At 74.7% G+C, this 12299-nt stretch carries 10 protein-coding genes; 2 read left to right on the forward strand and 8 right to left on the reverse strand.

The annotated features are described in order from the left end of the window. Window positions 1-24: 24 nt before the first annotated feature. Complete coding sequence (locus GA0070213_RS13120) at window positions 25-1419, reverse strand: glycoside hydrolase family 6 protein (protein WP_091062480.1); 1395 nt, start codon at window positions 1417-1419, stop codon at window positions 25-27. A gap of 114 nt (window positions 1420-1533) precedes the next feature. Here GA0070213_RS13120 and GA0070213_RS13125 point away from each other — a divergent pair, with 114 nt between their 5' ends. After that, window positions 1534-3123: a DUF4139 domain-containing protein gene (locus GA0070213_RS13125; RefSeq protein ID WP_091062482.1), complete on the forward strand. Its 1590-nt coding sequence runs from the start codon at window positions 1534-1536 to the stop codon at window positions 3121-3123. A 63-nt stretch (window positions 3124-3186) separates the two neighbouring features. Here GA0070213_RS13125 and GA0070213_RS13130 read toward each other — a convergent pair whose 3' ends face one another. The 4 genes from GA0070213_RS13130 to GA0070213_RS13145 form a co-directional block, all read right to left on the reverse strand. Further along, window positions 3187-3456 carry a GlsB/YeaQ/YmgE family stress response membrane protein gene (locus GA0070213_RS13130; RefSeq protein ID WP_091062484.1) on the reverse strand — a complete coding sequence of 90 codons (270 nt, stop codon included), beginning with the start codon at window positions 3454-3456 and terminating at the stop codon, window positions 3187-3189. A 117-nt stretch (window positions 3457-3573) separates the two neighbouring features. Further along, the gene (locus GA0070213_RS13135) at window positions 3574-4986 is read right to left on the reverse strand and encodes a DUF6297 family protein (protein ID WP_091062486.1); all 1413 of its coding nucleotides are present in this window, start codon (window positions 4984-4986) and stop codon (window positions 3574-3576) included. Then, a complete protein-coding gene (locus GA0070213_RS13140) occupies window positions 4983-5600 on the reverse strand; it encodes an ABC transporter ATP-binding protein (protein ID WP_091063154.1) in 618 nt (205 codons plus the stop codon). The genes GA0070213_RS13135 and GA0070213_RS13140 overlap by 4 nt, the downstream gene beginning before the upstream one ends. Window positions 5601-5640: 40 nt before the next feature. Continuing rightward, the gene (locus tag GA0070213_RS13145; RefSeq protein WP_091062488.1) at window positions 5641-6561 is read right to left on the reverse strand and encodes an ion transporter; all 921 of its coding nucleotides are present in this window, start codon (window positions 6559-6561) and stop codon (window positions 5641-5643) included. 175 nt (window positions 6562-6736) lie between these two features. Between GA0070213_RS13145 and GA0070213_RS13150 the strand changes: the two genes are divergently transcribed. Then, entirely contained in the window at window positions 6737-7918 is a 1182-nt protein-coding gene (locus GA0070213_RS13150; RefSeq protein ID WP_091062490.1) for an MFS transporter, read from the forward strand. On the opposite strand, the gene GA0070213_RS13155 is transcribed toward GA0070213_RS13150, so the two are convergent. From GA0070213_RS13155 to GA0070213_RS13165, 3 genes are read right to left on the reverse strand one after another with little or no spacing between them, the layout of a single operon-like run. Beyond that, window positions 7896-9014 (reverse strand): magnesium and cobalt transport protein CorA, encoded by a 1119-nt coding sequence (locus tag GA0070213_RS13155; RefSeq protein WP_091062492.1) that lies wholly within the window; start codon window positions 9012-9014, stop codon window positions 7896-7898. The genes GA0070213_RS13150 and GA0070213_RS13155 overlap by 23 nt on opposite strands. Window positions 9015-9071: 57 nt before the next feature. Beyond that, on the reverse strand, window positions 9072-9752 hold the full coding sequence (locus GA0070213_RS13160) for a response regulator (protein ID WP_091062494.1): 681 nt from the start codon (window positions 9750-9752) through the stop codon (window positions 9072-9074). Further along, complete coding sequence (locus GA0070213_RS13165; RefSeq protein WP_091062496.1) at window positions 9749-12295, reverse strand: sensor histidine kinase; 2547 nt, start codon at window positions 12293-12295, stop codon at window positions 9749-9751. Before GA0070213_RS13165 ends, GA0070213_RS13160 begins: the two co-directional genes overlap by 4 nt. Window positions 12296-12299 lie beyond the last annotated feature (4 nt).

Below are 12299 nucleotides of genomic sequence, written 5' to 3' on the forward strand. Positions count from 1 at the left end.
GCCGGGCCTGTGGTGTCGGCCTGGTCAGCCGGCGGTGCAGCCGGCGGTCGTTCCGGGGCCGGTGCCGGTGCCCTGGAAGCCGAAGTTGGTCGACTGTCCGGCGCCGACCTGGCCGTTGTAGCCCACGTTGGTGAACCGGACGGTCCCGCTGGTGCCGCTGGCCTGGGCGCTCCACACGCCGGTGACGGCGGCGCCGCCGGGCAGCGTGAGCGTCACGGTCCAGCCGTTGAGGGCCGTCGAGCCGGCGGTGACCGTCACGCTCGCGGTGAAGCCACCGGACCACTGGTTGAGCACCACCGACGCGGAACAGCCGTTCCCGGTCGGCGGCGGCGTGGTGGTCGGCGGAGCCGTCGTCGGCGGAGCCGTCGTCGGCGGGGTGGTCGTCGGCGGGGTGGTGGTCGGCGGCGCGGTCGTCGGCGGCGTGGTGGTGGGCGGGTTGGGCGCGCCGTTGGCCAGGCTGAAGGCCAGGTCCGGCTGGAACGATCCGGCGGCGTAGCGGCAGCCGTCCGCCTCCCCCGGCGGCTTCACCCAGAGGTACGCGTCGATGTTGGCGTCGCCGGTGTTCGTCGTCGGGTACGCGCCGATGCGCCGGTCGGTGTTGTCGTCGGCGCACCAGTCGCCGCTCGCGCCCCCGTTGCGGCTGGTGTCGATGACCTGGCGCTTGCCGGAGATGCCCATGCCGTTGAGCGCGGAGATCACCGCCCGGCCGAAGTTCGCCTCGCTCGAGGTGGGGTTGAAGTTCGACACGTTGGTGAAGAAGCCGTCGGCGTACTGCACGCCGGCGTTCCGGAGCCGGTTGGCCGTCTCGTTGGCACTGTTCCAGGTGGAGTGGCCACCGTCGAGGTAGACCTTGGCGTTCGGGTTGCCGGACTTGATGGTGCGGGTGGCCGTCGAGATCGCCTGGTTGCGCGCGTTCAGCTCGGCGCTGCCCAGGCACGTCTGCAGGGCGAGCGAGTCGGTCTCCAGGATGATCAGGACCGTCTGGTTGCCGAGCCCGCGGGCGAAGTTGGACACCCAGGTCTGGTACTGGTTGAGGTCCGGCGCCCCGCCGGCGCTGGCCCCGCCGCAGTCCCGGTTGGTGATCTCGTAGACCGACAGCACCGGGATCTGCTGCGCCGCGTTGGCGGCGCCGACGAAGCTGGAGACCTCGGACTGGATGGTCGACGGGTTGAAGTTGGCGTACCAGTGCGCCTGCGGCTGGCTCGCGATCTTGTCGCGGATGACGGCGGCCCGCGAGTCGCCGGGGTTGGCGGCGACCCAGCGGACGACCGCCGAGCTCGGATCGCGGTAGAGCGATCCGGACACCGTGCCGGCGGACGCGCCGCCGACGGTGAGGCAGATGCCGGCGGCGGTGAGACCGGCGACGGCCGCCGCGCTGACGACCGCCGATCTGCGGCGCCGGAGGGAGAGGATAGCCACGATGTGTTTCCTCCTGATCACATAGATGTATCTAAGTTCATGGGAGCGTTCCCATGGACGGTAGCGGAGCCGGGCACCGCTGCCAAGATGCGCGGCTGAACTACCCTCGCCGCCGTGGAAACTGCGGAGATCCAGGCACCCGTCGTCGGCGTCACCGTCTACCCGGACCGCGCGCGGATCACCCGCCGCGGCAGCCTCCGGCTCGCGGCCGGCGACCATCGGGTACGCGTCGCGCCACTCCCCGCCGGCCTGCGACGGGACTCGATCCGCGTCGGTGGCCGGGGCGCCGCCACCGTGCTCGGTGTGGACGTGACCACCCGGCGCCGGGCACGCAGCACCGACGCGCAGGTGGTCGGCCTGGAGCAGCGACGACGCGAGCTGGCCGACGAGCTGGCCGAGACCGAGGACGCGGACGGGATCGAGGAGCAGCGCGGCGAGTTCCTCGCCCGGCTGGCCGAGCGCGCCGGCGGCACGTACGCCCGCTCGCTGGCCACCGGCGACGCGGCGCCCGCCGACGTGGCCGCCTTCGCCGACTCGGTCGCCGCCCAGCTCGCCGACTCCCGGGGCCGGCGACGCGGGCTGGCCCGGCGACGCACCGAGCTGGCGGAGGAACTGGCCGCGGTCGAGCGCGATCTCGACGCCGCGCACGGCAAGCGGGAGCCGGACCACCTGGCCGCCGAGGTGACCGTCGCGGTGGAGGCCGACGACGCCGAGGTGGATCTGGAACTGACCTACCTGGTGGACGGCGCCCGCTGGCAGCCCTCCTACGACCTGCGGCTGATCGACGACACCGTGACCGTGACCTGGTTCGGGCAGGTCAGCCAGAGCACCGGCGAGGACTGGCCGGAGTGCGAGCTGCGGCTCTCCACGGCCCGCCCGGCGGCGACGACAGGCGTACCCGAACTGTCGCCCTGGTATCTCGACCGGTCCCGGCCGGCGTCCCCGCGCGCGACGGCGGCGGACATGCCGCTCGGGATGCCGGTGCCGCCGGCGCCCGGCGCGGCGCCGGCCGGCGGCGGTGGTCTCGCCCGGTCCGCGGCGCCCCGGCCCCCGGTGCGGGAGAGCGTCGCCGAGGTCGAGCAGGGGGTCGGCGCGGCCACCTACCGGCCGGCGCGGGCGGTGGCGGTGCCGGCCGACGGAAGCGCGCACCGGGCCACGATCGCGGTGCTGGAGCTGCCGGCCCGACTGGACCACGTGACCGCGCCGGTCCGTGCCGCCGAGGCCCACCTGCGGGCCACCGTCCGCAACACAACCGAGCACACGCTGCTCGCCGGTCCGGCGGCGGTGTTCCACGGCGCGGACTTCGTCTCGTCGACCCGGCTGCCGGTCTGGGCGCCCGGCGAGGAGATCGAGCTGGCGCTCGGGGTGGACGACCGGCTGCGGGTGGAACGCAAGCTGCACCGGCGCGCCGAGACGAAGGCGGCGCTGGGCTCGACCCGGCGGCGGGAGGTGGAATATCGGACCACCGTCGCCAACCACACGCCGCGACCGGCGGCGGTGGAGGTGCGCGACCAACTGCCGGTGTCGCGCGACGAGGCGGTGGTGGTGCGGGAGACGGCGTTGACGCCGCCGCCGGCGGAGCGTACCGAGCTGGGGGAGGTGATCTGGCGGCTGTCGCTCGCGCCGGGCGAGAGCGGCGAGATCACGCTGGGCTTCCGGGTGGAGCTGGCCAGGGGCGTCGAGGTGGCCGGCTGGCGGGAGTAAGGCGCAAGGAGGGGCCCCCTGTCAACGCATTCTGCATGACAGGGGGCCCCTCCTAACCAAACGTCAGTGGCGACGGCGCCCGTACGCACCGGCGGCGATGTAGACACCGGCAGCGGCGAAGAGCACCTGGAGCAGCAGCTCGATCCAGTCGATGCCGGCGGTGTCGTCGACGCCGAACAGGCCGGCGACGAGCGTGCCCAGGATCGCGGCGACCACACCGATGACCAGCGTGAGCCAGATCGGGATGTTCTGCTTGCCCGGCACCACGAGGCGGCCGAGCGCGCCGATGACGAGACCGATGATGATCGCGGTGAGGAAACCGGTAACTTCCACGAGAGCCGTCCTGTTCTTCCGAATGACCTGTCGACTCGTTCGGTGCCCCGATCGGACCGCGACCCAAACGTGAGGCGCGTTTCTTCACAGAACTGTCATGGCCCGGTGAGCAGCGGATCAGCCCCAGAACAGCTGGACGAGGATCAGCGCGCCGATCACGTCCGGCCCCCGGACCACCTGTCGAATGAGATCGACAGGAATCATTCCGGCCGGGGTGTTGACGGTGGCGCCGCCGTATCCCATGGTCGGCCGGGTGCCGGCCCGGTAAGCGGCGGCCACGGTGCCGAGCGCCAGCACCCCGTCGACGACGCCGACGGTGGGCCGCACCACGGGCAGCGTCACCGCGTACCAGACCAGCACGGACAGCGCCGGCACCACGAGGTGCGCCAGGTAGAGCTGGACGTCGCCACCGCCGAGCGAGCGGCGCAGCCCGGCGGACCGGCCGACGGCACGCAGGCCCCCGGCCAGCCGGCCCACCGCCAGGAAGCCGAGGAGCACCTGCGCCGCGCCGGCCGACGACGGCAGCGCCACCGCGACCGCGTACATGGTGAGCAGCAGCGCCGCCCAGACCACGAGCGCGCTGGGGTGGCGTACCGTCCGCCACAGCTCGGCCTGCACCAGCACCACGGACCGCCCGAGCGGCCGGAACCGGCGGCTCGACACCACGCCCCGGGACCGCCAGCGGCGGCTCTCCGCCAGACCGGTCAGGAACGAGGGGTCGAGCAGCAGCGCCGCGCCGGCAGCGGCGTCGGCCACCTCGGCCCCGGCGGCCAGGGACGCCCGGTCCACCGACGGGAGCGCCCGGTACGCCGCGGCGACCGCCACCACCGCCGCCGGCACCGCCGCGAGCCCGAGCGTCCAGGCGAGCGGGACGGCCGGCAGCGGCACCGGCTGGCCGCCCAGGTGCGCCACCACCACCGCCAGCGCCACCACGGCACCGGCACCGAGCAGGCACCGGTCCAGGAGCCGGGCCCGTCCCGCGCGATCCGGGCTGCCCTGGACGACGACGGCCGACGCCACGGCCACCGTCGCACAGCCGGCACCGGCCACTGTCGCGCCGGCCAGGTCGGGCGCGGCTCCGGCGCCGGTAGCCACCGCCGCGGCCAGGCCGAACAGCCCGCCGCCGGCGGTCGCGGCGACGACGAGCGCGACGAACCGGGGCAGCAGCCAGCCTCGCCGGTCCACCGGCGAGCTGACCACCCAGGACTGCGCGGCCGGCGCCACCACCAGCGGGCCGACCACCCGCAGGGCCCGCCAGGCCAGGCCGGCGACGGCCAGGGCGGCGGCGATCCCGAACCAGTACCGGTCCGCCGGGTCGCCCTGCCGGCCCGACGGTGAGCCGAGGTAGTCGCGTACCTCGCTGATCAGGGCCCAGCCGTACATGCCGGTGAAGAGCAGGAGCACGTAGGCGTCACCGAGCGCGTCACCGAGCGAGGCCGTCCGGTGGCGCCGCCGGGTGCGCCGCAGCCAGCCGCGCAGCCGCCGGGCGTCCGGCCGTCCGCCCGGTCGGACGTCGAGTTCCGTCGTCACGCAGCGGCGCCGATCTCGATCCGGTCGTCGGCGACCGCCGCCGCCAGCTCGGCGTCGTGCGTCGCCATCAGCACGGCGGTGCCCTCCGCCTTCTCGCGCAGCAGCCGGTCGGCCAGCCACTCCCGACCACGGGCGTCGAGGCGCTGCTCCGGTTCGTCCAACACCAGCAGGCGGCGCGGACGGACGAAACACGAGGCCAGCGCCAGCCGGCGCCGCTGTCCGCTGGACAGCGTCGCGGGCAGCTGGTCGCGGGCGCGTTCCAGGCCCAGCTCGGCGATCACCTCGGCCACCGTCGCGCCGGCGCCGCCGTGGGCGTACGCGACCAGTTCGAGGTGCTCGGCGACGGACAGGTCCGGGAAGAAGCCGATGTCGTCGAGCGCCGCGGCCAGCAGCGCACGCGTCTCGGGATCGGTCTCGTAGCAGCGGCGCCCGCGCACCAGCACCTCGCCCTCGTCGGGGCGGTCCGCACCGACCACGCACCGCAGCAGCGTGGTCTTCCCGCTGCCGTTCGGCCCGACGACGACGGCGAGTCGCCCTTCGGGGAGGCCGAAGGACACGTCCTCCAGGACGGCCAGCTTCCCGAACCTCCGGGTCAGTCCCCGCACGGTGAGCATCTCCACAACCGCACACTGTGGCACAGCGGCGCGGTCGCCCTCAGCGCCGTGGCACGTCCTCCCGGTCGATCCGCAGCTCCCGCTCCAGCTCGGCGATCACCGTGCGCAGGTCGTCCAGGCGTTGGCTGATGGCGATCCGGTCCACCTCGTCCGGCACCCCGTCGCCGTCGGAGTCGTAGTCCGGGGACAGCCCCTCGGTCATCTCCAGCCGGCGCGCCTCCTCCATCGAGTTGACGATGACCGCGATGAGGATGTTCAGCAGCAGGTTGACCGCGATCATCACGAAGCTGACGTAGTAGAGCAGCGTCCACGACGACACTTCGAGGCCCTGTTCCAGCAGGTCGGGCAGCGTCTCCAGGGAGAGCAGCACGAACAGCGTGACGAGCGAGCGGCCGATGTCGCCGTACTGCTCCGGGTAACGGTCGCCGAAGATCAGCCAGCCGGCCATGCCGTAGACGTAGAGGGTGACGCCGGCGAGCGCCAGGAACGCCGCCACCCCGGGCAGGCTGCGCCACAGCGCGGTGACGATGGTGCGCAGCCCGGGCGAGAAGCGGACCAGGCGCAGCACCCGGGCCACCCGGACGAATCGCAGCACGGCCGAGTCGCCGTGCAGCCCCGGTACGAAGATCGCGACGGTCACCAGCAGGTCGAACACGTTCCAGCCGTGCCGGAGGAAGTCCTGCGGCCGGCGGCCGTACGCGAGCACCCGGATGGTGATCTCCACGACGAAGACCACCCGGAACATCCACTCCGTCCCGCGCAGCACCGACGCCGTGGTGCCCGCGTGCGGATACGTCTCGATGCCCAGCACCGCGCCGTTGGCCATGATGAGCACGACGATCGCGACCTCGAACGGCCGGGACCGGACCATCCGGGCGCACCGGTCCGCCAGCCCCCGTCGTGGGCCGCCGCGACGACGCTCCCCCCGCTGGGCCGGCACCTCGGCTCGCCGGTCAACCATCCCGACACCCTATGGGTTACCGTCGGCTGGTGATCCCGGCGACCGCGTACGCGCACTGGATCACGCCTGCTCTCCCGCTCTACGGCGACGACCACGAGCGGGCCGACTTCGCTCCCTGAGGCGCGTGACCCACCCGACGCCTCCACCCGATCCCCCACTCCGGGAGCGATGCCCCATGTCCGTCGACACCTCCGTCCGGTCGGTGCTGCGCGCGCCGCAGGTCGTCCGGGTGCTCCTGGGCAGCCAGCTCGGCCGGCTGCCCACCGCCAGCGGCCCGCTGGCGTTGCTGCTCTTCGCCCGCCAGTCGCTGAGCCTGGCCGCCGCCGGCCTGCTGGTCGCCGCCTACACGGCCGGCATGGCGGTGGGCACGCCGCTGCTGGCGCGCGCGGTGGACCGGTGGCGGCAGCCGCCGGTGCTCTGGATCGCCGCGGTCGTCTCCGGCCTGGGCTTCGGCGCGGTGGCGCTCACCGGCGGGCACCTGGCCGGCGCCGTGGTCGGCGCGGTGGTCGCCGGGTTCGGCACGCCGCCGCTGGAGGCGTGCCTGCGGACGCTCTGGCCGGCCCTGCTGCCACCGGCCACGGTGCCCACCGCCTACACCCTGGACATCGCGTTGCAAGAAATGATCTTCGTGGTGGGCCCGCTGGTCACGCTGCTCGCGGTGACCGTCGGCGGGCCGGCCGCCGGGCTGCTCGCCGCCGCCGTGGTGCAGCTCGCCGGCACCGCGATGTACGCGCTGAGCCCGGCCGCCCGGGCCTGGCGCGGGGTGGCCGCGGTGCGGCACTGGGCCGGGCCGCTGCGCGTACCCCGGTTCACGGTGATGATGCTCGGCGTGGTCGGCGTCGGCGCGGCGGTCGGCAGCATCGCGGTGGCGGTGACCGGCTACGCCGAGGCGGCCGGCGACCGGCGGCTCAGCGGCTGGCTGCTCGCGGCGCAGGCGGTCGGCGCGCTCGTCGGCGGCCTGTGCTGGACCCGGGTCCGGCCAGGCGGTCCCGGCCGGCTGCCGGTGCTGGCCGCCGCGCTCACTGCCGGTTTCCTCCCGCTGCTGTTGGCGCCCGGCCCGGCCCCGATGGCCGCGCTGCTCGCGGTGAGCGGGTTGGCGCTGCCGCCGGTGCTGACCGCCGTCTTCCTCACCGCCGAGCGGCTGGCCGAGGCGGGCACGGTGGCCGAGGCGTTCGCCTGGGTGAGCACCGCGTTCGTGGTGGGCAGCGCCGCCGGCTCCGCGCTCGCCGGGCTGTCGGCCGGCGTCCGGTACGGGCTGGTCGTCGCGCCGGCGGCCGCGCTGCTCGGCACGGCGGCGCTGGCGACGGTCGCGGCAGGGCACCGGGCGGCCGGGCTCACAGCCAGCCGCGGCGCTTGAACAGCAGATAGAGCGCGCCGCAGACGGCGACCATCAGGGCGACCGCGAACAGGTAGCCGTACCGCCAGCCCAGCTCCGGCATGTGGGTGAAGTTCATCCCGTAGACGGTGCCGATCAGGGTGGGCGCGAACAGGATCGCCGCCCAGGCGGAGACCCGCTTGACCTCCTCGTTCTGCTCGAAGCTGGCCGCGGTGAGGCTGCGCATCTCCTCGTTCTGCGCCTGCGAGACCAGTGTCGCGTTGACGGTGAGGATGCTCTGGAGCAGATGCCGGAACCCGTCCACCCGCTCCACCACCTGGGTGAGGTGGTCGGCCACGTCGCGCAACCGGCGGCGCAGCTCCTCGTCGGTGCCGTAGCGGTCGAAGCCGCCGGTGAGCGCCTCGACCACCTTCAGCAGCGGTCGCGCCGCCCGCTGGAACTGGATCACCTCGCGGCTGAGCTCGTAGATGCGGCGGCTGGCGTTCGGGTCGCCGCCGAACACCTCGGTCTCGATCTCGTCGATGTCGTTCTCCAGGCCGGCCACCACCGGGGCGTAGCCGTCGACCACCCGGTCGAGCACGGCGTACAGGACCGCCTCGGGGCCGAGCGCGAGGACGGCCGGCTCGGCCTCCAGCCGGCGCCGCACGGCGGCCAGGTCGGGGGTGCCCCCGTGCCGGACCGTGATCACGAACCCGGGGCCGAGGAAGAGGTGCAGCTCGGCGAACTCGACCGCCTCCCGCGCGTCCAGGTAGCGGGCGGCGCGCAGCACCACGAACAGGGTGTCGTCGTAGCGCTCCAGCTTCGGGCGCTGGTGGGCGTTGATGGCGTCCTCGACGGCCAGTTCGGGGAGCTGGAACTCGGCGGCCAGCGAGGCGATCTGCTCCCGGCCGGGCCGGCGCAGCCCGATCCAGGCCATCGCGTCGTCGAGCTGCTGGAGGCAGCGGAACGTGTCGGCGAGGCCGGTCGGTGACGCGCGGCGTACGCCGTCGACGTAGACGCCGCTGTCGACCAGGCCGTCGGGGCGCTCCGGCTCCGCCGCGCCGGCGTCGATGGCGTGCTCGTCCAGCCGCCTGCCGAAGCCCTCCGGCGGCGGTGCCGCGAACCGGTCGTCCGCCATGCCCTCCCCCGCTGCTCGGCCGGCTCGCCGAGTCCCCGCCGCCGGCCGGCGCAAACGTCAGGGGCGGTAGCGGTAGCCCATGCCGGGCTCGGTGACCAGGTGTCGGGGCCGGGCCGGGTCGTCCTCCAGCTTGCGTCGCAGCTGGGCCATGTACTGCCGGAGGTAGTTGGTCTCCTGCTCGTATCCCGGCCCCCACACGTCGAGCAGCAGTTGCCGCTGGCTGACCAGCTTGCCGGGGTTACGCAGCAGCTTCTCCAGCATGGCCCACTGGGTGGGGGTGAGCTTGACCTCGGAACCGTCGTCCCGGGTGACGGTCCGGTCGGCCAGGTCGACGGTGTGCCGGCCGATCCGCAGCGCCGGGACGGCCGGCGTGGTCGGGGCGAGCCGGCGGGTCACCGCGCGGATCCGGGCGAGCAGCTCGTCCACCCCGAACGGCTTGGTCACGTAGTCGTCGGCGCCCGCGTCCAGCGCGGCGACCTTGTCCTCGCTGCCGGCCCGGCCGGAGAGCACGATGATCGGCACGGCGGTCCAGCCGCGCAGCCCACGGATCACCTCGGTGCCGTCCAGGTCGGGCAGGCCCAGGTCGAGCACCACCAGGTCCGGCGGGTGGGCGGCGGCGGCCTTCAGCGCGGCGGCCCCGCTGTCGGCGACCTCGACGTCGTAGCCGCGGGCCCGCAGGTTGATCCGCAGGGCGCGCAGGATCTGCGGCTCGTCGTCGACGACCAGGATGCGGGTCATTCCTGCGGCCCTCCCGACTCGGTGGCGGCCGGCAGCCGCAGCACCATGGTGAGACCGCCGCCGGGCGTGGTCTCCGGGGTGATGCTGCCACCCATCGCCTCGGCCAGCCCCCGCGACAGCGCCAGCCCGAGCCCCACCCCGGTCTGGTTGTCCCGGTCGCCGAGGCGCTGGAACGGCAGGAAGACGTGTTCCCACTGGTCCTCCGGGATGCCCGGGCCGGTGTCGATCACCCGCAGCTCGACCCGGCCGGCGTGGGCGCTGCCGGTGATCGTCGGCGGTCGGCCGGGTGGGCTGTGCCGCAGCGCGTTGGCGACGATGTTGACCAGCACCCGCTCCAGCAGGCCGGGGTCGGCCAGCGCGGCCGGCAGGTCCGGCGGGATGTCCGTGGTCACCTCGGCCGCCGCGGCGCCCAGCTCGTCCAGGGCCCGGGGTACGGCGTCCTCCAGCCCGATCGCGGTCGCGGTGACGCCCAGCGCGCCGGCCTGCAGCCGGCTCATGTCCAGCAGGTTCGCCACCAGCCGGCCCAGCCGGTCCAGCGACTCGTCGGCGGTGGCCAGCAGTTCCTCGGAGTCGTCGGCGTCGAACTCGACGTCGTGGCTGCGCAGGCTGCTCACCGCGGCCTTGGCCGAGGCCAGCGGCGTACGCAGGTCATGGCTGACGGCCGCGAGCAGCGCGGTCCGCATCCGGTCCGCGGCGGCGAGCGGGCGGGCGGTGGCCGCCTCCTCGGCCAGCCGCTCCTGGCGCAGCGCGACGGCGGCCTGGGCGGCGAACGCCTCGACCACCCGGCGGTCGGCGGCCTCCAGCCGCCGGCCGGCGAGCACCACGCTGAGCCGGTCGTCGACCGGCACCACGGTCTCGCCCGCGCTCGGGCTGCCGGGTGGCCGCTCGCCGACGCCGGCCACCACCCGCCAGGCGGCCTCGTCGGCGGACCGGCCCGGCCGCCCCTCGGCCTCGGCGGCCAACTCCAGCACGCTGACCGCGCGCACCCCGAACGTCTCCCGGAGCCGGTCCAGCAGCGCCGGCAGGGGACGCGCGCCGCGCAGCACGCTGCCCGCGACGGTGGCCAGGGTCTGCGCGTCGGCGGACGCCCGCGCCGCCTCCCGGGTGCGCCGGGCCGCCACGTCGACCACCCCGCTCACCGCGACCGCGACGCCGACGAACACACCGAGCGCGAGCAGGTTGTCGGCCTCGGCGATGGTGAGCGTGCGGTAGGGCGGGGTGAAGTACCAGTTGAGCAGCAGCGAGCCGCCGAGCGCCGCGACCAGCGCCGGCCACAGCCCGCCGGCCAGCGCCACCCCGACCACGCCGGCGAGGAAGAGCAGGATGTCGTTGGTCAGGGTGAGGTCGGGCAGCGTGCGCAGCAGCAGCGTGAGCAGCGGCATGCCGAGTACGGCGAGCGCGTACCCGAGCAGCCGGCGGCGGCGGGACAGCGCCGCCGGCACGGCCGCTCCCCGACGCCCGCGCCCCGCCTGCGGGTGGGTGACCAGGTGCACGTCGATCGCGCCGGAGAGCGCGGTGGTGGTGACGCCGACGCCGCGGGCGAGGACCTGGGCGAAGCGGCCCCGGCGGCTGGCGCCGAGCACGAGTTGGGTGGCGTTGACGCCGCGCGCGAAGTCGAGCAGCGCCGCCGGGATGTCGGTGCCGAGGACCTGGTGGTAGGTGCCGCCGAGGCTCTCCACCAGCACCCGCTGCCGGGCGAGCTGGGCCGGGTCCGCGCCGGCCAGCCCGTCGCTGCGGGCCACGTGCACGGCGAGCAGGTCGGCGCCCTTGCTGCGGGCGGCGATGCGGGCCGCCCGGCGCACCAGCGTGTCGCCCTCGGGGCCGCCGGTGAGCGCGACGACCACCCGTTCCCGCGCCTCCCACGTGTCGGAGATGCCCTGCTGGGCCCGGTACGCGTCGAGCTGCTCGTCGACCTTGTCGGCGAGCCAGAGCAGCGCCAGCTCGCGCAGCGCGGTGAGGTTGCCGACCCGGAAGTAGTTGCCCAACGCCGCGTCGATCTTGTCGGGCCGGTAGATGTTGCCGTGCGCCATCCGGCGGCGCAGCGCCTCCGGGGTCATGTCCACCAGCTCGACCTGCTCGGCGGCGCGGACGACCTGGTCCGGCACGGTCTCCCGCTGGGTGGTGCCGGTGATCTGCGCGACGACGTCGTTGAGCGACTCCAGGTGCTGCACGTTGACCGTGGAAAGCACGCTGATCCCGGCGTCGAGCAGTTCCTGGACGTCCCGCCAGCGCTTGTCGTGCCGGGAGCCGGGCACGTTGGTGTGCGCCAACTCGTCGACCACCACCACCTCGGGCCGGCGGGCCAGCACCGCGTCGAGGTCCATCTCGGTGAGGTCGACGCCCCGGTAGGTCACCGTCCGGCGCGGCACCACCTCCAGGCCCTCGACCATGGCGGCGGTGTGCGGCCGGCCGTGCGTCTCGACCAGCCCGACCACCACGTCGGTGCCGCGCTCGGCCCGGCGCTGGGCCTCTTCGAGCATCGCGTACGTCTTGCCGACACCGGGGGCCGCCCCCAGGTAGATCCGCAGCTCACCCCTGCCCACACCT

This window comes from Micromonospora humi, from assembly GCF_900090105.1.
Taxonomy (GTDB): Bacteria; Actinomycetota; Actinomycetes; order Mycobacteriales; family Micromonosporaceae; genus Micromonospora; species Micromonospora humi.

What these genes read in the sequence shown, in the direction of transcription:
- GA0070213_RS13160 (WP_091062494.1), bottom strand. Translation starts at nt 9,752, where the DNA reads ATGACCCGCATCCTGGTCGTCGACGACGAGCCGCAGATCCTGCGCGCC.
- GA0070213_RS13155 (WP_091062492.1), bottom strand. Translation starts at nt 9,014, where the DNA reads ATGGCGGACGACCGGTTCGCGGCACCGCCGCCGGAGGGCTTCGGCAGG.
- GA0070213_RS13145 (WP_091062488.1), bottom strand. Translation starts at nt 6,561, where the DNA reads ATGGTTGACCGGCGAGCCGAGGTGCCGGCCCAGCGGGGGGAGCGTCGT.
- GA0070213_RS13140 (WP_091063154.1), bottom strand. Translation starts at nt 5,600, where the DNA reads ATGCTCACCGTGCGGGGACTGACCCGGAGGTTCGGGAAGCTGGCCGTC.
- GA0070213_RS13150 (WP_091062490.1), top strand. Translation starts at nt 6,737, where the DNA reads ATGTCCGTCGACACCTCCGTCCGGTCGGTGCTGCGCGCGCCGCAGGTC.